21 protein-coding genes and 1 tRNA gene are annotated in these 21,928 nt (G+C 64.3%); 11 read left to right on the top strand and 11 right to left on the bottom strand.

Going from position 1 to position 21,928, the window contains the following annotated elements:
- Nucleotide 1 precedes the first annotated feature (1 nt).
- On the bottom strand, nucleotides 2-691 hold the full coding sequence (locus D4754_RS16125) for a M48 family metallopeptidase (protein WP_121065505.1): 690 nt from the start codon (nucleotides 689-691) through the stop codon (nucleotides 2-4).
- Nucleotides 692-791: 100 nt separating this feature from the next.
- Here D4754_RS16125 and D4754_RS16120 point away from each other — a divergent pair, with 100 nt between their 5' ends.
- Entirely contained in the window at nucleotides 792-1,124 is a 333-nt protein-coding gene (locus D4754_RS16120) for a TIGR02300 family protein (protein WP_121065502.1), read from the top strand.
- A gap of 4 nt (nucleotides 1,125-1,128) precedes the next feature.
- Here the strand turns inward: D4754_RS16120 and D4754_RS24250 are convergent, their stop codons facing one another.
- A complete protein-coding gene (locus D4754_RS24250; protein WP_205589651.1) occupies nucleotides 1,129-1,476 on the bottom strand; it encodes a hypothetical protein in 348 nt (115 codons plus the stop codon).
- A gap of 164 nt (nucleotides 1,477-1,640) precedes the next feature.
- On the opposite strand from D4754_RS24250, the gene D4754_RS16110 reads away from it, so the two are divergent.
- The 4 genes from D4754_RS16110 to D4754_RS16095 all read left to right on the top strand — a co-directional run bounded on the left by D4754_RS16110 (nucleotide 1,641) and on the right by D4754_RS16095 (nucleotide 5,650).
- Nucleotides 1,641-1,716, top strand: a tRNA-Ala gene (locus tag D4754_RS16110).
- 638 nt (nucleotides 1,717-2,354) lie between these two features.
- Nucleotides 2,355-4,682: a transporter substrate-binding domain-containing protein gene (locus tag D4754_RS16105; RefSeq protein WP_163025944.1), complete on the top strand. Its 2,328-nt coding sequence runs from the start codon at nucleotides 2,355-2,357 to the stop codon at nucleotides 4,680-4,682.
- Nucleotides 4,679-5,152, top strand: coding sequence for a response regulator (locus tag D4754_RS16100; RefSeq protein WP_121065496.1), 474 nt, complete (start codon nucleotides 4,679-4,681; stop codon nucleotides 5,150-5,152). The genes D4754_RS16105 and D4754_RS16100 overlap by 4 nt, the downstream gene beginning before the upstream one ends.
- Nucleotides 5,153-5,209: 57 nt before the next feature.
- Nucleotides 5,210-5,650 (top strand): response regulator, encoded by a 441-nt coding sequence (locus D4754_RS16095; RefSeq protein WP_240453915.1) that lies wholly within the window; start codon nucleotides 5,210-5,212, stop codon nucleotides 5,648-5,650.
- A 12-nt stretch (nucleotides 5,651-5,662) separates the two neighbouring features.
- Here D4754_RS16095 and eda read toward each other — a convergent pair whose 3' ends face one another.
- Nucleotides 5,663-6,289 (bottom strand): bifunctional 4-hydroxy-2-oxoglutarate aldolase/2-dehydro-3-deoxy-phosphogluconate aldolase, encoded by a 627-nt coding sequence (gene eda / locus D4754_RS16090; RefSeq protein ID WP_121065494.1) that lies wholly within the window; start codon nucleotides 6,287-6,289, stop codon nucleotides 5,663-5,665.
- Nucleotides 6,290-6,494: 205 nt separating this feature from the next.
- On the opposite strand from eda, the gene D4754_RS16085 reads away from it, so the two are divergent.
- The gene (locus tag D4754_RS16085; protein WP_240453914.1) at nucleotides 6,495-7,424 is read left to right on the top strand and encodes a sugar kinase; all 930 of its coding nucleotides are present in this window, start codon (nucleotides 6,495-6,497) and stop codon (nucleotides 7,422-7,424) included.
- Between the two features lie 97 nt (nucleotides 7,425-7,521).
- Nucleotides 7,522-8,523 (top strand): type I glyceraldehyde-3-phosphate dehydrogenase, encoded by a 1,002-nt coding sequence (gene gap, locus D4754_RS16080; RefSeq protein WP_121065491.1) that lies wholly within the window; start codon nucleotides 7,522-7,524, stop codon nucleotides 8,521-8,523.
- Between the two features lie 125 nt (nucleotides 8,524-8,648).
- Here the strand turns inward: gap and D4754_RS16075 are convergent, their stop codons facing one another.
- Nucleotides 8,649-9,812: a sensor histidine kinase gene (locus D4754_RS16075; RefSeq protein ID WP_121065488.1), complete on the bottom strand. Its 1,164-nt coding sequence runs from the start codon at nucleotides 9,810-9,812 to the stop codon at nucleotides 8,649-8,651.
- 213 nt (nucleotides 9,813-10,025) lie between these two features.
- Between D4754_RS16075 and D4754_RS24055 the strand changes: the two genes are divergently transcribed.
- From D4754_RS24055 to D4754_RS16060, 4 genes are all read left to right on the top strand, one after another.
- A complete protein-coding gene (locus tag D4754_RS24055; RefSeq protein WP_163025943.1) occupies nucleotides 10,026-10,265 on the top strand; it encodes a hypothetical protein in 240 nt (79 codons plus the stop codon).
- Nucleotides 10,266-10,389: 124 nt separating this feature from the next.
- The gene (locus D4754_RS16070) at nucleotides 10,390-12,030 is read left to right on the top strand and encodes an amidohydrolase (RefSeq protein ID WP_240453913.1); all 1,641 of its coding nucleotides are present in this window, start codon (nucleotides 10,390-10,392) and stop codon (nucleotides 12,028-12,030) included.
- Between the two features lie 153 nt (nucleotides 12,031-12,183).
- Nucleotides 12,184-13,818: an amidohydrolase gene (locus D4754_RS16065; RefSeq protein WP_121065482.1), complete on the top strand. Its 1,635-nt coding sequence runs from the start codon at nucleotides 12,184-12,186 to the stop codon at nucleotides 13,816-13,818.
- Entirely contained in the window at nucleotides 13,818-14,723 is a 906-nt protein-coding gene (locus tag D4754_RS16060) for a CobW family GTP-binding protein (protein WP_121065479.1), read from the top strand. Before D4754_RS16065 ends, D4754_RS16060 begins: the two co-directional genes overlap by 1 nt.
- Before the next feature lie 128 nt (nucleotides 14,724-14,851).
- Here D4754_RS16060 and D4754_RS16055 read toward each other — a convergent pair whose 3' ends face one another.
- From D4754_RS16055 to D4754_RS16025, 7 genes are all read right to left on the bottom strand, one after another.
- Complete coding sequence (locus D4754_RS16055; protein WP_121065476.1) at nucleotides 14,852-15,520, bottom strand: glutathione S-transferase family protein; 669 nt, start codon at nucleotides 15,518-15,520, stop codon at nucleotides 14,852-14,854.
- 84 nt (nucleotides 15,521-15,604) lie between these two features.
- Nucleotides 15,605-16,615, bottom strand: a complete 1,011-nt coding sequence (locus tag D4754_RS16050) for an ABC transporter ATP-binding protein (protein ID WP_121065473.1) — start codon at nucleotides 16,613-16,615, stop codon at nucleotides 15,605-15,607.
- Nucleotides 16,612-17,616 carry an ABC transporter ATP-binding protein gene (locus D4754_RS16045; protein WP_121065470.1) on the bottom strand — a complete coding sequence of 335 codons (1,005 nt, stop codon included), beginning with the start codon at nucleotides 17,614-17,616 and terminating at the stop codon, nucleotides 16,612-16,614. The genes D4754_RS16050 and D4754_RS16045 overlap by 4 nt, the downstream gene beginning before the upstream one ends.
- On the bottom strand, nucleotides 17,613-18,521 hold the full coding sequence (locus D4754_RS16040) for an ABC transporter permease (RefSeq protein ID WP_121065467.1): 909 nt from the start codon (nucleotides 18,519-18,521) through the stop codon (nucleotides 17,613-17,615). The genes D4754_RS16045 and D4754_RS16040 overlap by 4 nt, the downstream gene beginning before the upstream one ends.
- 3 nt (nucleotides 18,522-18,524) lie before the next feature.
- Entirely contained in the window at nucleotides 18,525-19,505 is a 981-nt protein-coding gene (locus tag D4754_RS16035; protein ID WP_121065464.1) for an ABC transporter permease, read from the bottom strand.
- 35 nt (nucleotides 19,506-19,540) lie between these two features.
- Complete coding sequence (locus tag D4754_RS16030) at nucleotides 19,541-21,106, bottom strand: ABC transporter substrate-binding protein (RefSeq protein WP_121065461.1); 1,566 nt, start codon at nucleotides 21,104-21,106, stop codon at nucleotides 19,541-19,543.
- Nucleotides 21,107-21,159: 53 nt separating this feature from the next.
- On the bottom strand, nucleotides 21,160-21,918 hold the full coding sequence (locus tag D4754_RS16025) for a sulfite exporter TauE/SafE family protein (RefSeq protein ID WP_121065458.1): 759 nt from the start codon (nucleotides 21,916-21,918) through the stop codon (nucleotides 21,160-21,162).
- Nucleotides 21,919-21,928: the final 10 nt, after the last annotated feature.

Raw genomic sequence — 21,928 nt, 5'->3', positions numbered from 1 at the left:
ATCATTCGGCATCGAACCGGTACCTGTGCAGATCGTTTCCTTCCGTCCTCAGCCAGGTTCGCGCCGTGTTGTAGGGGCCGTAGAGCCTCCCCACATGCGCCCAGAAGGCCGGCGAATGGTTCAGCTCGGCCAGATGCGCCACCTCGTGCGCGGCAACGTAATCCAGTATCTCGGGCGGCGCCATGACCAGCCGCCATGAATACATCAGCCCGCCATTCGACGAACACGACCCCCAGCGCGACCGCGTGTCCCGAAGCGTGATCCGCGTGTAGCCTCGGCCCAGCGTCGCGGCATGATGATCGGATGCCGCGACCAGACGTTCGCGGGCCAGCTCGCGCAGCCATGTCTTCAGGCGGACACCCGGCGAATCGCCCGGCACGGCGATCTCGCCCTCGCCCAACACCACGCGGCGGCCGCGGGCCGGCACGATCACGCGCGGCACGCCTTCGACGGGAACAGCCGCGCCGTAGCCGACCGTCACGTCGCTGCCGCGCTGTGAAAGGTGATCGCGGATCCAGTCTTCCTTGGTGCGCGCGAAGGCCAGCGCCTCGGACTCCGACACGCCACGGGGCAAGGTCAGCGTGACCCGTCCGTCCAGACGAGACACCCGGAGGATGATCCGTCTGGCCCTGGACGAACGCCGAAGTGTCAGCGTAACGGGCGGAGAGCCGGCAAGACAATGCTCAGCCATGGTCAGTGTCTTTGCTCCAAAGGCTTTGACAGTCACCATGTCATATGGCAGGAGCCCGGAATCGTCGATACCACCCAGCCAGTTTCGAGAGAGGAATCACATGCCCAAGGAAGAATGGGGTATCAAACGCGTCTGCCCGACAACCGGCCGCCGTTTCTATGATCTGAATCGCAACCCGATCGTCAGCCCCTACACGGGCGAGGTCGTGGAAGTCGATGCCGACAAGACCCGCATGATCGCGGCGGACGCCGAAGACGCGGCCACCCTGCGCGCCAAGGCCGCGCAATCGACCGAAGAGGACACGCCCATCGCCGACGATGACGACATCGACGTGGATCTGGGCGATGACGTGCTCGACGACGACGACGACAGCGATGACAACGTTTCGCTGGACGAAATCGCCGACGTCAGCAACGAAGACGACGACACCTGACACGTCAGGGACGCGGCCTGGTGTCCCTGGCTGGTTTCTTCGGCACCTTGCCAACGGATGACGCGCTTTCGGGCGCGTCGTCCCGTGTGACCTCAAGATAGATGAGCCAGCCCAGCCTGTAGGTCACGACCGCACCGGCAGCCCCGACCACGGCGCCGATGAAGCTTGCTTCGGTCCCGCAGCGGTACAGCCCCAGCATCTCGCCGCCAATGGTGGCTGCAAACGCCCCAGCCATGGCCAGGATGTGCTGGACAATGCCCTTCGGCAGCTCTGGCCGGAAGGGAAGAATGCGTTCGCCCGCCGCGCTTACGGCGAAGCCCAAAGTCAGTCCGACCCAGATACAATGCTTCATGTTGCACCCACTTGACCAAAGCAGTGCCCGTCCCCGGCACCAAGTGATGAAGCCTGTCCATGGTTTCGTCAACCGCAAGACAAGGCGGTGAAGATTGGCCTGCGAACGACGATTTTTTCGCTTGAACTCGCCTGCCCCATTCCATAGATGACCGCCTACGGTTCGGGGCCTTAGCTCAGCTGGGAGAGCGCCTGCATGGCATGCAGGAGGTCAGCGGTTCGATCCCGCTAGGCTCCACCACCGTCATCCATGAAAAGCACCAGATCGTTTTGACCTTTTCGTCAGGAGGCGTGCCCCTGACCCTGCGGACCGCTCCGAAGCCTGCGCGCCCGGACCTCGCTGATGAGACCCGCCCCGCATGTGTACGAAAACGCGTCCGGTCATTTCAGGTGAGCAACGGTTGAGTCTCGGCATGCCGTTCCCCCAAGGATCGTGGCCCGAGGCGACAGTGTTCTTCCCGCTCTGTCAATCAGGGAACCTGATCGACGCTGAGTGTCCACCGCAGGCAAAAACACCGCTACCGGACAGACGACTGGATCGTTCCTGCCGGAGCCACATCCGCCCGGTGCGTGGCGTCACCCGCGCCTCCGGGCGGCCCGGCATCCTATTTCCTGCAGATCCGAAGAACTTGCGCAAAGCGCCCTTTCTGCTGCATCTTTTACCCCGATGTTAATCCGAAATTAACGGCAGGACCGTCATCAAGAATGCAGGATAACGCGTGCGTTCGGGGCCTACTGTCCAAACGTATCCGAAGATGCGACCATGGGGCGTCACCCGGAAAAGTCGAACCGGGCAGGGCAGGAGCGGTCAGTCTCTGATCGAAGGATCAAATGAAGGCGCGGCGTCTCGAAACTGCAGTCTTCCGTTGCCTTGCCGGCATGCTGGCGGCAATCGCGCTTTGCGGCGCGGCCACCGCGCAGGATGACCCGGCGCCGCTGAGGGCGGGCTGTGTCGACGTGGCCCCGCTGTGCACGGTCGCCCAGAACGGCGAATTCCACGGCTTCATGGTCGAACTCGCCCGGGCAATCGAACGCCATACCGGGCTGGAGATCGAGTTCGAGGCGGTCCGGATCGAAGACGTGATCCGGCTTCAGAACGAAGGGCAGCTTCAGATCCTGCCCGGCACGCCGCGGCTCGACACGCTGGCCGAGACCAACGTCACCTCGGAACCCGTCGCGCAAAGCGAAACCCGGTTCTTCGTGCTTCTCGGGAACCAGGATCTCGTCGAGAGCGGTGAACCCGAAGGGCTGAACATTGCCTACGTGGAACGCGGCGCCGGTGCCAATTTTCCACAACTGTTCGAAAACAACCGCGTAGAATCCCGGAACACGCTCGATCAGATCATCATCGATCTTCTGGCGGGCCGGGCCGATGCGTCGATCAACTCCGAACTCGGCATGTCGCGCCTGCTCAGGAACCTGCGGCTCGACAGCCGCGTCGTTGCGGCGGGCGATCCCATCGCGTCGGAACCGCGGCTGGTCTACATCCACGAATCTCGCGCGGATGTGCTGGGGCCGGTGAACGACGCCATCGCAGCGATGCAGGCAAGCGGTGAACTGGCCGAGATGCGGCAGACCTGGGGCATAGATGCCCCCGACCCGGTACCCGATGTCCTCAAGGTGGGCAGCGTGGGCTTCCCGCCCAATACCATCAACAATGCCGATGGCACGTTCTCGGGTTTTGCAGTCGATGCATTGCGCAACCTTGCCGATCGCGCCGGGCTCGAAATCGAGTTCGTGGCAATCGATCGCGCGGAATTCCGGGCGGGGCCCTCTTCGGGCACATACGACATGCTGCCCTTGCTGGGCATCGGTCCCGAGCGGCGCGAGAGGATGGATTTCACCATCCCCTTCGAAACTTTCCCGCATTCGATCTTCACCCGCGTAGGCGAGGCTACAGGAATTTCGGATCTCGACAGCCTCGAAGGCCGCAAGGTGGGCGTGGGCGCCTTCAACATGTCCCGCACCGTGGCCCAGGCGCATGGCGGGCTGGACGTTCAGGTTTACAACGGCCCCGCCGCCGTTTTGAACGCGCTTCATACCGGCGAGGTCGACGCGATCCTGTTCGTCAGCTCCGCAATGCGCAAGCAGATCAAGGAAGCGGGCCTGGCCCGCGCGATAGAGGAGGTGAGCCCGCCCGTCCTCTCGGTCGACGGAGCTGCCGCGCTCCGCTTCGGGCTGGGGTCCGTGCGCGAACGGCTGAATGCGGTCATCCCGGGTTTCCTGATCTCGGAAGATTTGCAGGATCTCCGCCAGCAATATTTCGGCCCTCCCGTCTTCTGGACCCAGACGCGCATCTATTCGGGCGTTTCCGCGCTTGCCGTCCTGTTCCTGGCCATGATCGCCTTCATGATCTGGCAGCGCCTGCAACGCTACCGCCAGCAGCTGGAGATCGACCAGCAGCAAAGGGAACTGGAACGCGAACAGCGCGCGAGCGAGGAACTGGCCAAACTGGTGACCGAGCTTGAGCGTTCGAACCGGGAACTGGATGAATTCGCCTACACCGCCTCGCACGATCTGAAAGAGCCGCTGCGCGGGATCGCAATCAACGCCAATTTCATGACCCGCGAGATCGAGCCCGAAGAGATCGAGCGGCGGGTCGCGCGGATGGTGGAACTGACCCAGCGGATGGAAAAGCTGATTTCCGATCTTTTGTATTTTTCGCGCCTGGGACGGGGAGAGTCGAAATCCACCGACATCGATTGCGATCACCTGATCCGCGCAATCGAGGGGGAATTGCGCGAAACCATGCAGGAATGCAACGCCAGCATCGTGATCGAAACCGATCTGCCGGTGCTGCACGCCGATCCGTCGAAGCTGAAAACGGTGTTTCAGAATCTCATCGTCAACGGCCTGAAATACAACGATGCCGCGCAAAAGGCCGTCGAAATCGGTTTCCAGAACGATGTCATTGTTAACGGATCTTCAATGAATCGAGTCTTCTATGTGCGCGACAACGGGATCGGCATCGAAGAAAAGCAGCGCGATAAGGTGTTTCGGATTTTCAAAAGGCTTCATCCGGACAGTGCATATGGACGGGGCACTGGCGCGGGGCTCGCTTTTGTGCAGAAGATCGTCGAAGGATATGGTGGTAAAATCACATTCACAGCAAGGCCAGGGGGCGGAACCGTGTTCTATTTCTCGCTTCCCCTTGCTCAACGGGAAAACCAGGCTTCAACCGACCGTCGGGAGAATGTGCCGCCATGAAAACCGATCCGACAATTCTCATCGTTGAAGACAACGATGATGATTACGAAGCATGCTATCATTCACTCTCGAAAAGCAGCAGCCTGGCCAATCCGCTGCACCGTTGCCGGACGGGGGACGAGGCCCTGTCCTATCTTCTTGGCACGGACGCCTATGCGAACCCGCGTCCGGCCACGCCCTGCCTGATCCTGCTCGATCTCAACCTGCCGGGAACCGACGGACGGGATGTGCTTCACAGGCTCAAGATCGAACCCACGCTGAAACTGATCCCGGTGATCGTGATGACCGTCTCTGACGATGAATCCGATCTCCGCGAATGCTACAGCATCGGGGCCAGCGGCTATGTCATGAAGCCCATCGACATCGACGGTTTCTTCCAGTCCATCGCCCGCCTGCACAACCACTGGTTCAAGGTGATCCTGCAACCGGCGCCAAATGAAAAAGAAGACGAGGAAGAACTTGATTGGTAGCGTGAAGCCACGCGACCATCGCGGCGCACTACGGACACGGCAGCGAGGAGGGCGCCAGTGAACGACAGGAACAAGATCATGATCGTCGAAGACAACGACGACGATTACGAAGCCTGCGTCGTTGCCCTGACCCAGGACAACAACCTTGCCAACACCCTGCAACGCTGCACGACCGGCGACGCCGCGCTGGAATTCCTGATGGGCGCCCGGGAGGGCAATTCACGGCACCAGCTTCCCAGCCTGATCCTGCTCGATCTCAACCTGCCGGGAACGGATGGCCGCGAGGTGCTGCAACAGATCAAGGCGGACAAAGCGTTGCGCATGATCCCGGTGGTCGTGATGACCACGTCCAAGGACGAACACGATATCCAGGACTGCTACATGGCCGGCGCCAACAGCTATGTGCTGAAGCCGGTCGATCTGCAGGGTTTCTTCGAAGCCGTGGCCCGGCTGCGGGACTACTGGTTCCAGATCGTCATCCTGCCCGATCCCGGTTGAACCCGCCGCGGATCAGCCCCGCACGGCCTGCGCCGCCAGGTCCCGGATCTCGTCCCACCTGCCTTCGCTTACCAGATCGTCCGGTGCAAGCCAGCTGCCCCCGGCGCAGACGACGTTGGGCAGCGCCAGGTAATCGGCCAGGTTCTTCGGGTTCACGCCGCCCGTCGGGCAGAACCGCATGTCGGCCAGCGGCCCGTAAAGCCCCTTCAGCGCCGCGACACCGCCCACCGCCTCGGCCGGGAAGAACTTCAGCATCCGGAACCCCTGCTCGCGCAGTTTCATGACCTCCGACGCCGTGGCGGCCCCGGGCAATAGCGGCAGTCCTTCGGCCCGGCAGGCCTCTATCAGCGCATCCGTCGCACCGGGGGAGACCCCGAACTGCGCGCCGGCGGCCTTGGCCGCGGCCACGTCGGCCGCCGAAAGCAGCGTGCCCGCCCCCACGATGGCGCCCGGAACGGTGGCCATCTCGCGGATCACATCCAGCGCGTTGGGCGTGCGCAGGGTGACTTCCAGCACCGGCACGCCGCCGTCCACCAGCGCCCGCGCCAGCGGGATCGCGGCGGCGGTATCGTGCACGACAAGCACCGGGATCACCGGCGCCTTGCTGCAGATTTCTGTGATCTTGTCCGTATCGGTCATCAGCGGCAGTCCATTCTTGCCCGCCGGGGACAAGGCCCCGGGTGTGGAGGTTTCCGCCGGCACCCTACAACAAGTCGCGCGAAATGGAACTCCGCCCGGCGACCGCCGTCTCGGTCGTCCGATTGTGCCGGCGCCCCGGTTTGATATACCCCCCGAAACAGCGCGCCGCGATGTTTCGACCCTCGCCCAATCCAGGTGGATCCGCATGACATCCCTGCCCAAACGCCCCATCCGCCGGATCGCCTGCGTGGGCGAAGTGATGATCGAGCTGATCGCCGGCAGGGACGGCGCGGCCCGGCTCGGCGTGGCGGGCGATACCTACAACACCGCCGTCTACCTTGCCCGCGACTTGCTGGGGGCGGACGTTTCGGTGGCCTACATCACCGCGTTGGGGACCGATCCCTATTCCGATCGCATTCTGTCCGCGCTCACCTCGCACGGGATCGACGCGGGCCATGTCGAACGCCGGCCCGACAAGATGCCGGGCCTCTATGCCATCGACACCGACGACGAGGGGGAGCGGACGTTTTCCTACTGGCGCTCCGACTCCGCGGCGCGGTCGCTCTTCTCCGCCCCCTGCCGGATCGGGCTCGATACGCTCGACGGGTTCGACATGGTCTACCTGTCCGGCATCACGCTGGCGATCCTGCCGCCCGCCATCCGTGCCGCGCTGATCGCCCATGTCGCCCGGTTTTCGGAACAGGGCGGAACGCTGGCCTTCGACAGCAACTACCGCCCGCGCCTTTGGGAAAGCGTGGACACCGCGCGCCAGGTCTCGGCAGAACTGTGGGGATGTACCGACATCGCCCTGCCGTCGATCGACGACGAGATGGCGCTGTTCGGCGACGCAGGCCCCGACGATGTCGCCCCGCGGCTGCAGGCGCAGGGCGTGCGGCGCGGCGCGCTGAAACGCGGGCGGCAGGGGCCACTTGGCCTGCCGGGCACCAACAGCACGCAGAGGTTCGAGCCGGTGACAAAGGTCATCGACAGCACGGCCGCCGGCGACAGTTTCAACGCGGGCTACCTTGCCGCCATCGCCCGTGGCCTGCCCGAAGACCAGGCCATGATGCGCGGTCATGCGCTGGCCTCCCGCGTCGTGGGGCATCAAGGCGCGATCATCCCCGACACAGTCTGAATTCCGACAGATGGGCCCGGCGGCCCGAAACCGGAATTGTTAGCGCTATCGAAATCGGCTATCACCCTGTAGTCTGATCACGACAGGAGGCCTGAACATGACCTACAGGATCGCAATCAACGGCTTCGGTCGTATCGGCCGCATGACGCTGCGCGCCATCGTCGAACAGGAAACCCGGGATCTGGAGGTCGTCGCCATCAACGATCTCGCCCCGCCCGACACGCTGGCCCACCTGCTGCGCTATGACAGCGTGCACGGACGTCTGGCCGAACCCGTGACCATCGAAGGCGACCGCATGAAGATCGCGGGCCACTCCATCCGCCTGACCGCCGAACGCGATCCGGCAGCGCTGCCGTGGTCGGATGTCGATGTGGTGTTCGAATGCACCGGCCACTTCACGGCCCGTGACAAGGCGGCAGCGCTTCTGAAGGCCGGCGCGCGGCGGGTCCTGATCTCGGCCCCCGGCACGGATGTGGACCGGACCGTCGTCTATGGCGTCAACCATACCGCGCTGACGGCAGAGGACGAGATCGTCTCGAACGCCTCCTGCACCACGAACTGCCTGGCCCCGGTGGCCAAGGCGCTGGACGATGCCTTCGGGATCGAGACCGGCTACATGACCACGATCCATTCCTATACCGGCGACCAGCCGACACACGACAGCACCCACAAGGACCTGTACCGCGCGCGGGCCGCGGCGCTGTCGATGATCCCGACCTCGACCGGCGCCGCGCGGGCGCTGTCGCTGGTGCTACCGCAACTGAAGGGCCGGATCGAAGGTTCGGCCGTGCGGGTGCCCACGCCCAACGTCTCGCTGATCGACCTGAGCTTCATGCCGAAGCGCCCCGTCACGCGTGACGAGATCAACGAGACCATGGCCAAGGCCGCCAAGGGCGAACTGGCCGGCATCCTGTCATACGAGGACGCGCCACTGGTCTCGGTCGATTTCAACCACGACGCCCATTCATCGTGCTTCGCCGCGGCCCAGACGACGGTGACAGAAGGCGGCATGGTGCGCGTGGTCAGCTGGTACGACAACGAATGGGGCTTTTCCAACCGGATGCTCGACACCGGCCGGCACATGGCAAAGCTGCTTTAGGCGCCAGTGCCCTCACCCCGATCCTGACCGAAGCTACGGCCGCTGACATATGGCGGGGCGTTCACACAGCGAACGTCCCCGCGAAGATCTGCACAGGGGATACGAAGGCCGTCACGGACAAGCGATTAGTCCGATGGCGAGGTTCGACCGGTGCCACCGTTCTTCAAGATCCGATCGACCGGGAAGCAGACGGCGATGCGTAGCCCGTCATCGCGCCATTCCCGGGTCACGTCAGCGCGAAGCTGTGCCGATACCGTGTCGATAAGCGTGCTGCCAAAGCCTGATCTTTGCGTGGCATCGGACTTCATTGTCACCCCATGCTCGGTCCAGATGAGATGTGTCAGGCCCGATGCCTGCGTCCATTCAATATCGATGCTGCCATCTTCGCGCGACAAACTTCCGTACTTCACGGCGTTCGTGGCAAATTCGTGCAGCATGAGGGCAAGCGGAGGAACATCGTCCGCTGACAGTTCAACCTCGTCGCTGCGGACGCGGATCTCTCCCATATAGGGAGCGAGGATCTCTCGCGTCAGCTGCGCGGCATCGGTCAAACCCTCTACCTCGCTGACATCTCCCATGCTGATATCGCAGGCGCGCGACAGGGCTGACAAGCGTTGGCGCGCAATCTCGAAGGGGGAGCCTCCGTCACGCGCCGCTTCCCGCTCTGAAAGACGCAGCAGCGCGCCGGCAACGGCGAACAGGTTCTTGATCCGATGCTTCTGCTCCTGATCCAGCAGATCCCTGTCCCGGCGAGCCTGCCAGCGTTCATAGGCAACGCTGATGATATTGGCGAGGCTCTGAAGAAACGCTGTATCTTCTTGTGTGAACCGGGCGGTATCGGGGCTATCGACTTCGAGCACGCCCAATGCGATGTCCCCGTTGCGTATCGGCACGTTGATCGCTCGTGTCACGTCATGATCGCTGAGAAGCGTTGGGGTCCTGAACCGCCCCTCCTCGCTAAGATGGTTGGACACCACGGATTGACCGCTCTGGAAGGCGTAGCCGGCCGGGCTTTCCGTATCCGCGCCAAGTGTCGCTTTGCCCACGACATCGCCATCCCAGCCCACCCCGGCCACCACGAGAAGAGAATGATCTTCAGGAATGTAGCGCAGAAGCTTTGAGAACTTGGCATCGAGGCCAGACGCGGCAACGCGTGTCGCCTCCCGAAACACATCGTTCAGAACATGTGAGCGAAGTGCGAAGAGCCCGAAATCCGACACGAGCTTTTGCTGGCGCAGACGATACGCAAGTGCCTCGGCATCGGTTTTGTCAGTTTCAGCCTTAACCATGCCGGTCCTGTCTCCTGAAGTCGATCGGAAGGGTCGCAAGCTACACGCGTCGGGGTATATGCACGAGCGATTCTTTTGACGGCATTTCGGCAAAAAGAAATGGTGGTGCCAACCGGAATCGTTGGAACCGGCGCGACAGCGTCGGACCGGAAGCCCCGGCAATGTGCTATCAATTGACGACAATTCTGCGACACCTCGCGGCCATTGCGGCCATTGCTGCGTCGTCCCGGCCGGATCCACGACACATCCCGTAAGGAGCTTGCGCTGCCCGAAACGCCCCGCGGGCGGGACGACAAGGTGATGTCGGGCGTGCTCTGCCGCCGGAACGGCCCCCTGTCACGGATCTTCGGCGCGGCTGGCTCCGCTCCGAAGCAGCGGCCAGAAGCTCCGCGCTTTCCGGCGCGGTCGTCGTCGCTGGTCGCGGTTATCGCGTCTCTGCCGTTCAAGCCATGACCAGAATGGGCTTGGTTCCCTGAAATACCCGGGCTTGGTCCTGTCTCTTCACGCACCGCTTCGGTTGACTGGCATCATGGCGCGCCCCGTGCCAGTCAGAGACATGACCTCAAGGGATCCAGCCGTGACCATAACCATCTACGAAACCCGCAAGACCATCACCATGAGCCCCGCGCGCCCCGAGGCCACCCATGTGGCTGTCCGCGATGGCAGGATCCTGGGCGCGGGCACACTGGAGGAGCTGGAGCGCTGGGGCGATTACACGCTCGACACCACCTTCGCCGACAAGGTTCTGATGCCCGGTTTCGTCGAAGGCCATGCGCATTCGTCGGCCGGATCGGTCTGGGACGGGTCCTACCTGGGCTGGTTCGACCGCGCCGATCCCGATGGCACCGTCTGGGCCGGGCTGAAGGACGTCGATGCCGTCGTCGCCCGCCTGACGACCTTCGCCGAGGCCAACCCGGACGAACCGCTGGTCATCGGCTGGGGGCTCGACCCCATCTACATGGACAATGTCCGCGTCACGCGGGCCGACCTTGACCGCGCCTGCGCCGACCGGCCAATCGTGATCATGCATGCGTCGGGCCACATCATGAACATGAACACCAAGGGGCTGAAGATCGCGGGCCTGCTGAAGCCCGGCGTGAACCATCCCGGTATCCCGCTTGGGTCGGACGGCATGCCCATCGGTGAGCTGCGCAGCCCCGAGGTGATGGGCCCTGCCGGTGCCAAGGTGGGCTTTGACCGCGGCAAGGCCATCGAAGGTTCGACCGAGGGCCTGCGCTCCTACGGCCGGCTCTGCGTGCGGGCCGGCGTAACCACCGCGACGGATCTTGCGCGTTCGTTGACGGACGAGTCGGTCACGCAGGCGCTGGCCATCACCGGGGAAGCGGATTTCCCGATCTGCCTTGTGCCCTTCCGCATCATGCTGGGGATGTCGCCCGAGGATCTGGTGAATTTCACCGCCGGGATCAAGAAACGGTCGACCGAGCGTTGCGATCTGGGCCGGATCAAGGTCGTGGCCGACGGGTCCATCCAGGGCTTCACCGCGCGGCTTCTGTGGCCCGGCTATCAGAACGGCGCGCCCAACGGCCTGTGGTATGTCGCACCCGAGCAGATGGCCGAGATCTTTGAGCGCGCGCTGGACGCAGGCGTGCTGGTCCACACCCACACCAACGGGAACGAGGCCACGCAGCTCGCCGTCGAAACGCTGGAAGCGGCGCTGAAGAAGGTCCCGTCGCGCGATCACCGCTTCACGCTGCAGCATTGCCAGCTGGCAACGCCGGCCCAGTTCCGCAAGATGGCGCGGCTAGGGATGTGCGCGAACCTGTTCTCGAACCATCATTTCTACTGGGGGGACGAGCACTACGCCCTGACGGTCGGGCCGGAGCGTGCCGAGCGGATGAACGCCTGCCGGACGGCGCTGGACAGCGGCGTGGCGATGGCGATCCATTCGGACGCGCCGGTGACGCCCCTGGGGCCCTTGTTCACCGCCTGGGCCGCCGTGAATCGCATCACCGCGTCGGGCCGGACCTTGGGCGAGGGCGAGAAGATCAGCGTTGACGAAGCGCTCCGCGCCATCACCCTGGGGGCCGCCTACACATTGAAGATGGACCACCAGATCGGGTCCATCGAGGCCGGGAAACGTGCCGATTTCGCGGTGTTGGAGGAGGATCCCTACGCGGTCGCTCCGGACGCACTGAAGGACGTGCAGGTCTGGGGCACCGTTCAGGGCGGGCGTGTTTTCGCCGCGGCAGAGATCTGAGGTGCGGATGGCGGGTTTCGGTGCGTGGGAACCCCGCACCCTACGCCGGGTTTCAGGGCTTGTTCACCGGTCGAACCCGGGACCGACGGCAGGTTCGCGCTCCGGGGAATGCGACTTTCATGACAAGGACTATGGTTTCAGGTGACTAGACACATGACCACGATCTTCGAAGCCCGCAAAATCCTGACCATGAGCGCAACCCGTCCCGTGGCCACCCATGTCGCCGTGCGCGACGGCAAGATCCTGGGCGCGGGCACGCTGGAGGAACTGGAACGCTGGGACGATTACACGCTCGACACCACCTTCGCCGACAAGGTGCTGATGCCGGGCCTTGTCGAAGGCCACGCGCACAGCTTCGAAGGGCTGACATGGGACGACACCTATGTCGGCTGGTTCGACCGCCGCGATCCCGACGGCAAGACATGGGACGGCGTGCAGACCATCGATGCGCTGGTTGACCGGATGTCGGCGTCGAACGCCGCCAATCCCGGAACGGACGTGCTGGTGGGCTGGGGGCTCGATCCGATCTACATGGAAAACACCCGCGTCACGCGGCAGGACCTGGACCGGATTTCCACCGACCGGCCGATCCTGATCGTCCACGCCTCTGGGCACATGTATTCCCTGAACTCCCGCGCGTTCGAGATGCTGAACATGCTCAAGCCCGGGATGAATGCCGAAGGCATCCCGCTGGCCGATGATGGTTTGCCCATGGGCGAACTGCGCGGGCTGGAGCTGATGGTCCCCGCCTCGGTGAAGCTCGGCTATGACCGGATGTCCCGCCAGCAGACGCCCGGCGCCATGGACGCCTTCGCCCGGCTTTGCGTGCGGGCCGGCGTGACAACCTGCGCCGATCTCGCCCGGATGCTGGACGACGACCAGGTCGCGGCGTTGCTTCGCGATACCGGGGCGCCCGATTACCCCGTCTGCATCGTGCCCTACATGCACATCAACGGCCGAACCACGGACGACCTGTTCGCCTTCCTCGAAAAGATCATCCCCCAAAGCACCGACCGCTGCCGCTTCGGCGCCATTAAGGCCCATGCCGACGGTTCGATCCAGGGGTTCACGGGCCGTCTGAACTGGCCCTACTACCAGAACGGCGCGCCCAACGGGATGTGGTACGTCACGCCCGAAAAGCTGGGGGAGGTCTATGAACGCGCGTTGCAGGCGGGCATCCTCGTCCACACCCACACGAATGGCGACGAAGCTTCGCAACTGGCGATCGAGCTGACGGAGGCGGCGTTGAAGAAGCACCCTTCCTTCGATCACCGCTTCACGCTGCAGCATTGCCAGATGGCGACCCCGGCGCAGTTCCGGAAGATCAAGGCCCTTGGGATGTGCGTGAACCTTTTTGCCAACCACCATTATTTCTGGGGGGACGAGCACTACAAGTACACCGTCGGCCCCGAGCGCGCGGAACGCATGAACGCCTGCCGCACGGCGCTGGATACCGGGGTGCCGATGGCAATCCATTCGGACGCGCCGGTCACACCGCTGGGGCCGCTCTTCACCGCATGGGCCGCTGTCACCCGCCGCACCGCGTCGAACCGTGTGCAGGGGACAGGTGAACGTATCACGGTGGACGAGGCACTTTCGGCCATCACGCTGGGCGCCGCGTTCACGATGGGCATGGACCACCTCGTCGGCTCCATCGAAGCCGGCAAGCGCGCCGATTTCTGCGTGCTGGGGGACGATCCCACCGACGTCGCCCCAGAAGCCCTGAAGGACATCCCCATCTGGGGCACCGTGCAGGGCGGGCGCCTATTCGCGGCGGAAACGATCTGATGACCGGCCCGGCGCTTCCCGTCACCGTCATCGGCGGCTACCTGGGCGCGGGCAAGACGACGCTGGTCAACCACCTGCTGCGAAGCTCGGGCCTGCGGCTGGCGGTGATGGTGAACGAATTCGGTGCGCTGCCCATCGACCGCGACCTGATCGAGGCCGAAGACGAGGCGCTGATCTCGATCTCGGGCGGATGCGTCTGCTGCGAATATGGCGATGACATGGTGTCGGCGCTGATGAAGATCACCGAAATGGCGCCGGGTCTGGATCACATCCTGCTGGAAAGCTCGGGCGTGGCGATACCGGGTTCGATCATGGCGTCGCTGCTGTTTCTCGACGGGCTCCGGGGCGATGGCGTGGTGGTGATGGCCGATGCGGCCGGTATCCGCGAGACGGCGGCCAATTCCTACCTGACCGACACGATCCAGCGGCAGTTGGACGACGCCGACATCGTGGTCCTGAACAAGGCCGATCTGGTCGCGCCCGAGGATCTGGCCGCGACCCGCACATGGCTGCGCGACCACGTTCCGGGCACGCGGATCGTGGAGGCGGAGCACGGCAAGGTCTCCCCGCAGGTCCTTCTGGGCGCGATCCCCCTGCCCCGTCAGGGTCACAAGGTCACGGGCCATGCCGACGCGCTGTTCCAGTCCCGCGTGCTGCATCCTGCCGAGCCGGTCGATGCCATTGTGCTGGCGCGGGGACTGGCGGAGGGCGATCTAGGGCTGGTCCGCGCCAAGGGCTACGTGCCGAAGCCCGGCGGGGGGATGAGCCTGATCCAAGTGGTGGGCTCGCGCTGGACGGTCGAGGACGCTGGCGATAGCCACGCCCCCGGTATTGTCTGCATCGGTCTGAAGGCGACATTCGATCCGGCGCAGCTGGAGCGGCTCGGGCAACTGGATCCGGTTTAGCCCAAGACCGGCCTCTCGATTGGGTCATCAATTCGCGCCCGGGTCACGCCGAAGCCGTGCCTCCGGCACGACGAGGTGGGTCCGGCGCGAACCGGGGCCTCAAGTTGTTAGCGTGGGACGTCTGGCTCTTACGTCTTGGGCGCCAGTTGCGTGAAGGCCCCACGCTCCAAAGCGCGCTGGTAGGCCGGGCGGGCTTCGATCCGCTCGACGAACGCCTGCACCGCAGGGCGACCTTCGGCCGCCTTCGCCCGGGCAGAGGCGGCTTTGACAGGGTAGCTCATCATGATGTCGGCGGCCGAGAACTCTCCCGCGAACCAGCCCGTCCCGGACAGCGCGTCATTCCATTCGTCGAACATCGGCGGCAGCATAGGCGCCACCATCATCTGGTCCAGTTGGTCGGCGATCTTGCCCGCGATCGGGCGCAGAAGCGCGGGCGACCGGGGCTTGATCGAGCTGAAGACCAGCCGATTCACCATCACCGGCATGTCCGATCCTTCGGCGCCGTGCAGGAAATACAGGTACGCCGGATAGGTCGGATCGCCGTAGGTGCGCAGCAACTCCGATGCGCCGGCCTTCGCGATCAGGTATTCAACGATGGCCCCGCTTTCCGCCAGCCTCAGGTCGCCATCTTCGATCACCGGCGACTTGCCCAGCGGATGGGCCTTCTTCAGCTCGGGCGGCGCGCGGAAGTTCTTGTCGCGGCGGTAGAGCTTCACCTCGTAATCGAGGCCCAGTTCCTCCAGCAGCCACAGGATCCGGTGCGCGCGGGAGTTTTCAAGGTAGTGAACGACGATCATGGGGCGCCTCAATGCGTTGGTCACGTTGAACCTAGCCCCACCGCGCGCGAAAGCGAGTCCGCAACGCCCTGCCGTCACGGCAGATCAGGCGGCGCGAAGCTCGGGGATCGGCGGCTCAAGCTCTCCGGCGAAATGGCAGGCGACGCGGTGACCGCTGCCGAAATCGCGCAGGGCGGGCTTTTCCGCCACGCACTTGTCGGTCGCGAAGGGGCAGCGCGCCGCGAAACGGCAGCCAGATGGCGGATCGGTCGGGCTGGGGGGTTCCCCGCCCAGCAGCGGGCGCTTGGCCAGCGCGCCGCGTTCGGCTTCGGGCGACAGGGCCGCAGCCATCAGCGACCACGTGTAGGGATGCTTGGCGTCCTGGAACAGCTTGCCCACCGGCGCCTGTTCGACGAATTCGCCCAAGTACATCACGCCCACATCGTCGCAGATATACTGCACCACGGCGAGGTCGTGGGAGATGAAGACATAGGACAGCCCCATATCCGCCTGCAGTTGCCGCAGAAGGTTCAGGATCTGCGCCTGGATCGCCACGTCGAGCGCCGACACAGGTTCATCACACACGATCAGATCGGGGCGCGAGGCCAGCGCGCGAGCGATGCACAGGCGCTGCCGCTGCCCGCCGGAAAACTGGTGCGGGAACAGCCGGCCCGCGTCTCGATGCAGGCCCACGGCGGTCAGCATCTCTTCAGCTACCGCGTCACGCTCCGATGGCGTGCCGATCTCCAGCAGGTCCAGCGGTTCGCGGATCGCGGCGCGGGCCTTCTTGCGGGGGTTCAGGGACGAGAACGGATCCTGGAACACCATCTGGAACCTCTGCCGCGCGGCGCGCAGGCTGTCGCCCTGCAGGCCCGAAATCTGCTGGTTGCCCAGAAAGACCGACCCGTCGGTGATCGGCGCCAGCCGCATGATCGCCTGCGCGATGGTCGACTTGCCCGATCCGCTTTCACCCACGATCCCGAAACAGGTGCCCTTCGTGACGTGGAAATCCACCCCGTCGACCGCGTGCACCACGCGCCGCGCGCCGCCGGGTTTGCGGCCGACGTCGAAATGGACCTTCAGGCCGTTCACTCTCAGGATGTCGTCCGCGCTCATGCCAGGACCTCCGCTTCCGTCTTCCAGCACTTGGCCGAATGGGCCGGCGCCACACCGACATCGGGCGGCACGGCGGACCGGCAGTGATCGTCCGCCAGCGCGCAGCGGGGCGCAAAGCGGCAGCCCTGCGGCATCTGGCCCAGCTGGGGCACCATGCCCGCGATCTCGCGCAGGTCGGCGGCCCCGCCCGCCGCGGCCTTTCCCAGCCGCAGGCGCGGGGTGCAGGACATCAACCCGCTGGTATAGGGATGCGAGGCGTTGCGCAGGATCGACGCGGCAGGCCCGCTTTCGATCCGCCAGCCGGAGTAGAACACGGCCACGTCGTCGGCCAGTTCCGCCACCGCGCCCAGATCGTGGGTGATGAGCATGATGGCGGTCCCCGTCTCCTCCTGCAGCTCGCGCATCAGGGCGAAGATCTGGGCCTGCACGGTCACGTCCAGCGCCGTTGTCGGTTCGTCCGCGATGATCAGCCGGGGCTGGCAGGCCAGCGCCATGGCGATCATCACCCGTTGGCGCATGCCGCCGGAAAACTCGTGCGGGTACGAATGCAGCCGTGCCTCCGCCCCCGGGATCTGGACCGATTTCAGCATCTCGATCGCGCGTTGTTCGGCCTTGGCCTTGTCCAGACCCTGATGCTGGCGCACCGCTTCGGCGATCTGGTCGCCCACGGTGAACACGGGGTTGAGCGACGTCATCGGCTCCTGAAAGATCATCGAGATGTCGTTGCCGCGCAGCGCCCGCATCCGGGCGTCGGAGGCTCGGGTGATGTCTTCGCCGTCAAGGATGATCTGGCCGCTGGTGATCTCGAACCCCGGCGGCAGAAGGCGCATCATGGCCAGCGCCGTCATCGACTTGCCGCAGCCGGATTCGCCCACGATGCCCAGCGTCGTGCCGCGGCGGATCTGAAGCGAGACGTTGTCCAGCACCCGGATCGTGCCGGTTTCCGTCTTCATCTCGACCGACAGGTCGATGATTTCAAGGAAGGGGGCGGTGTCGGTCATGCGCGTTTCCTTGCCCGTGGGTTCAGTGCGTCGTTGATGCCGTCGCCGATCAGGCTGATGGCCAGCACGGTCAGGAAAATCGCGATGCCGGGGCACGTGACGGTCCACCATGCGTCCAGCAGGTAGTTCTGGTTCTGCCCGATGATCATCCCCCACGACAGCGTGTTGGGATCGCCCAGGCCAAGATAGCCCAGCCCCGCTTCGAACAGGATCGACGCGCCGGTGACCAGCGCCGACGACACGATGATCGGCGGCAGCGAGCCCGGCAGGATCACCCGGAACATCAGGTATCCGTCACGGGCCCCGGCGGCGCGGGCGGCCTTGACGTATTCAAGGTTGCCAATCCGCAGGAACTCCGCCCGGGTCAGGCGCGCGACCTGCGCCCAGCCGACGATGCCGATGGCGAAGATGATCGTGCCGATCGAGGGCGAGAAGATCGTGACCAGCACCATGGCCAGCAGCAGCGACGGCAGGACTTGGAAGAATTCGGTGAACTTCATCAGCGCGGCATCGACCCGCCCACCGAAGAAGCCCGAGAACGCGCCGACAAGAATGCCGATCACGATGGTCATCACGGCAGAGGCGGCGCCCACGATCAGCGTCACGCGTCCGCCGATCAGGATACCCGCAAGGATATCCCGCCCGATGTAATCGGTGCCCAGCGGCGTGCCGTCTCCGGGCGGGGACAGCGGCATCCAGACCATCTCGTACGCATCCACGCCGTAAAGCGCAGGCCCGATGGTGGTGCCAAGCAGGATGATCGTCAGCAGGATCAGCCCGCCCGCGGCAGACTTGTTCTTCAGGAAGATCTTCAGCGTTTCCCGCAGCGGGTGGTCTGGCTTCGAGGCCGGAAGGGGCGCGGTGTCGGCCCGGGCGTCCGGCGATGCGATGGCTTGGGTATTCATGCCTCAGGTCTTCCTTATGCGGGGATCGATCCAGCGGTAGGCGAGGTCGGTCAGGGCATTGGCGATCATCACAAGCACGGCCGAGAACAGGAGGATGCCCAGCAAAGTGGGATAGTCCCGCCGCAGGATGGATTCGTAGGCCAGCCGGCCAAGACCCGGCCAGTTGAAGACGGTTTCCACCAGCACGGCGCCGGCGAACAGCTGACCGAATTGCAGGCCCACCATGGTGACGATGGGGATCAGCCCGTTCTTCAGCCCGTGCTTCCAGACCACCTTGCGTTCCGAAAGCCCCTTGGCGCGCGCCGTGCGGATGTAATCCTGCCCCAGAACCTCGATCATCGAGGTGCGGGCAAGGCGGCTGTAGAAAGCGACATAGATCGTGGCCAGCGTGATCGCGGGCAGGGCCAGGTGGTGCAGGATGTCGACGTAGTAGGCAAAGCCGTCGGGCCGGCGGATCGAATACATGCCCGCCACCGGAAAGATCGGCCACATCGAGGCGAAGAGGATGATCAGCATCATCCCGATCCAGAACACAGGCGCCGAATAGCCCACCAGCGAGATGATGGTGACGATATGGCTGCCGATCCCGTCCGGCTTCTTGGCCGACACCGCGCCCGCAATGGTGCCCACCAGCACCGACAGGAACAGCGCGGTCATCACCAAGAGCACGGTCGCGGGGACGCGCTGCAGCAGCAGGTCCAGCACCGGGGTGTTGAAATAGTAGGAATAGCCCAGATCGCCCGTCAGCACCTTGCCGACATAGATCCCCAGCTGTTCGATCACGGGCCGGTCCAGCCCGTATTGCGCGCGTAGCTGGGCCATCAGCTCTTCGCTTGCGCCGCCCATCTCGCCCACGATGACCTCGACAGGGTCACCGGGGGCAAGCTGGATCAGCAGGAAGTTGAGGACCACCACCGCCATCACCAGAAGGAAGGCTTCGAGCAATCGTTTGAATGTCGATGACAGCCTTTGGAAAGTGTCCATCGGTGGAAGTCCTCTCTGTCAGAGCCCGAGTGCGATCACTCTTCCCAGGCCATGTCGTCCATCGGCGCCACGGCGCCCCAGATCCCGTCCGGCACGCCGGTCAGGCCCTTCTGGTAGACGGTGCTGTAGGGAATGACGTTCAGGAAGTAGATCGGGCTGTCGTCGACAACGATCGTCTGGAACTCGTCATAGAGCGCCTTCCGCTTGGCCGGATCGGTTTCCGTTGCCGCATCCGCAAGCAGTTGGTCGACCTTTGGGTTTTCGTACTGCTGGGTGTTCGACCAGATCACGCCCGGACGGATGTTCGACGACACGTAGGTCCGGTTCACACCGATGACCGGATCGCCCCAGTTGAAGACCTTGTCGATGGTGATGTCGAAATCGTAGTTCGAGATCCGCTTGGCCCATGTCGGGAAATCGGGCGCCAGGCGCAGTTCAAGGCCGACGCCGATCTTCTTCAGCTGGGCCTTCATGTACTGCAGCACGTTGCGGCCCATCTCTTCGTCCGCAATCGTCGTGTCGCCGGTCAGCGTGAAGCGCATGCCGTCGTCGCCGACGGGGTAGCCCGCCTCGTCCAGCATCGCCGCGGCCTTTTCGAGGTCGAGGTCATAGCCTTCGACATCCGGATTGGCGAGCGGGGAGCCCGGATCGATTGGCCCGGAGGCCAGCGGTGCCTTGCCCTGCAGCAGGACGTTCAGGATGAAATCGCGGTCGATGGCGTAGTTGATCGCCTGCCGGACCTCGACCTTGTTCAGCGGTTCCTTCTTGGTGTTGTAGGCGATCCAGTTGATCGGCCCGATGGCCTGACCCAGATCGCTTTCGACGACCAGATCGTCGTTCTCTTCCAGCCGGCTCAGGTCACGGGGCGAACTTAGGAACGTCACCATGTCGATATCGCCGCGTTCCAGCGCCAGCAGGATCGATTTCACGTCGGGGAAGATCTGGACGTAGATCTCGTCCAGCTTGGGCTTGTCTTCCAGGAAGAAGTCTTCGTTCTTCACCAGCTTGTAGAATTCGCCCTGCTTGTATTCCTCCATCTTGAACGGGCCGGACCCGACAGGCGCCAGGTTGGCCGGGTTCTCGCGGATGGGGCCGTTGTCCGGGCCGTAGATATGCTCCGGTATGATCGGCATCAGCGTGGGCGACATCGCCAGCAGCAGCGCAGGATGCGGATGCGCCAGGTTGATCACGGCGGTCAGGTCGTCGGGGGTGTCGACGCTTTCGACCGGCTCCAGCATCGTCTTGAACGGGTGGTTTTCCTTGATCGTCTCGATCGAGAACGCGACATCGGCCGAGGTCAGCGGTTCGCCATCGTGGAACGTGACGCCATCCTTCAGCTTCAGCGTGACGGTCAGTCCGTCATCCGACACTTCCCAGCTTTCGGCCAGGTAGGGCTCGGGCTCCCAGCTGTCGGAATAGCGGAGCGGCGAGGCGAAGATGTTGGCCGACGGCAGGAAGGTGTAGATACCCGACTGGATCGCGCCGTTGAAATGCCGCGGAACGCCCGGCGTGCCGATCACGACCGAGCTTTGCGCCAGCGCCGACCCGGCGCCAAGGGCCGCGAGGCAGGTCGCGGCAAGGAATGATTTCCAGTGCTTCATAATGGTTACTCCTGTTGGGGTCTGTTGGTCTTGTTGGTGTCGTTTTTTTGGGGTCAGCCGACGATGCCCGCCATCCCCCGCGCGCCCGAGGCAATCGCGGTGGCAAGAAGGACCAGCATCGCCAGCCGCCGGAATCCGGTTTCGCTGGTGCGTTTGAAAAGGAGCCCGCCCACCCAGGTGCCGACCAGCATCAGGGGAAGGGAGACCAGGGCCATGGCCACGGTCTGCACTGTCACGAGCCCGCCCCAGACAAGGCCCGGCAGGGCAAGGGCCGAGGTGGTGAAGAAGAAGATGATCAGCGACGCGCGCACCTGTCGGGCGGGGATGTCTGTCGTCAGGAAATAGGCCACGGCGGGGGGTCCGGGCATGGCCGCGAAGCCGCCAACGAAGCCCGCGGTTGCCCCGGTGACCAGCGCCAGTGGCATCGACGGCGGCTTCAGCCCCGTCTTCGGCTGCCAGACCAGCAGCGCCAGCCCGATCAGGATCATCACCGCGATCCCGATCCGCAGCATCGTTGGATCCAGCAACAGCAGAAGCGCGACCCCGAAGGGCGTGCCCACCGCGGCCCCCAGCACCAGCCGTTTCAGAACCGGCCCGTGCCACGTGCCGCGCAAGGTCACGCTGTCCTTCAGCCCGGCCATGCATTGCAGCAGCACGGCCATCGTCACCGCCTGTTGCGGCGGCAGGAAGAACGACATGGCGGGCACCGCTGCCAAGGCAAACCCGAACCCCGTCAGCCCGCGCAGCAGGGCTGCCATCAGCACGGACAGGCAGATCAGCCCTGTTTCCGGCCAGGGGAGGAATGTTTCCATGTCGGGTCCC

This window comes from Chachezhania antarctica, assembly GCF_003646465.1.
In the GTDB taxonomy this organism is placed as follows: Bacteria; Pseudomonadota; Alphaproteobacteria; order Rhodobacterales; family Rhodobacteraceae; genus Chachezhania; species Chachezhania antarctica.
Note: the sequence above shows the minus strand (reverse complement) of the source record. Positions and strands in the feature narration are given on the sequence as shown.

Coding starts and splice junctions, on each gene's coding strand:
- D4754_RS16125 (WP_121065505.1), bottom strand. CDS start 691: ATGGCTGAGCATTGTCTTGCCGGCTCTCCGCCCGTTACGCTGACACTT.
- D4754_RS16120 (WP_121065502.1), top strand. CDS start 792: ATGCCCAAGGAAGAATGGGGTATCAAACGCGTCTGCCCGACAACCGGC.
- D4754_RS24250 (WP_205589651.1), bottom strand. CDS start 1,476: ATGAAGCATTGTATCTGGGTCGGACTGACTTTGGGCTTCGCCGTAAGC.
- D4754_RS16105 (WP_163025944.1), top strand. CDS start 2,355: ATGCTGGCGGCAATCGCGCTTTGCGGCGCGGCCACCGCGCAGGATGAC.
- D4754_RS16100 (WP_121065496.1), top strand. CDS start 4,679: ATGAAAACCGATCCGACAATTCTCATCGTTGAAGACAACGATGATGAT.
- eda (WP_121065494.1), bottom strand. CDS start 6,289: ATGACCGATACGGACAAGATCACAGAAATCTGCAGCAAGGCGCCGGTG.
- D4754_RS16085 (WP_240453914.1), top strand. CDS start 6,495: ATGACATCCCTGCCCAAACGCCCCATCCGCCGGATCGCCTGCGTGGGC.
- gap (WP_121065491.1), top strand. CDS start 7,522: ATGACCTACAGGATCGCAATCAACGGCTTCGGTCGTATCGGCCGCATG.
- D4754_RS16075 (WP_121065488.1), bottom strand. CDS start 9,812: ATGGTTAAGGCTGAAACTGACAAAACCGATGCCGAGGCACTTGCGTAT.
- D4754_RS16065 (WP_121065482.1), top strand. CDS start 12,184: ATGACCACGATCTTCGAAGCCCGCAAAATCCTGACCATGAGCGCAACC.
- D4754_RS16060 (WP_121065479.1), top strand. CDS start 13,818: ATGACCGGCCCGGCGCTTCCCGTCACCGTCATCGGCGGCTACCTGGGC.
- D4754_RS16055 (WP_121065476.1), bottom strand. CDS start 15,520: ATGATCGTCGTTCACTACCTTGAAAACTCCCGCGCGCACCGGATCCTG.
- D4754_RS16050 (WP_121065473.1), bottom strand. CDS start 16,615: ATGAGCGCGGACGACATCCTGAGAGTGAACGGCCTGAAGGTCCATTTC.
- D4754_RS16045 (WP_121065470.1), bottom strand. CDS start 17,616: ATGACCGACACCGCCCCCTTCCTTGAAATCATCGACCTGTCGGTCGAG.
- D4754_RS16040 (WP_121065467.1), bottom strand. CDS start 18,521: ATGAATACCCAAGCCATCGCATCGCCGGACGCCCGGGCCGACACCGCG.
- D4754_RS16035 (WP_121065464.1), bottom strand. CDS start 19,505: ATGGACACTTTCCAAAGGCTGTCATCGACATTCAAACGATTGCTCGAA.
- D4754_RS16030 (WP_121065461.1), bottom strand. CDS start 21,106: ATGAAGCACTGGAAATCATTCCTTGCCGCGACCTGCCTCGCGGCCCTT.
- D4754_RS16025 (WP_121065458.1), bottom strand. CDS start 21,918: ATGGAAACATTCCTCCCCTGGCCGGAAACAGGGCTGATCTGCCTGTCC.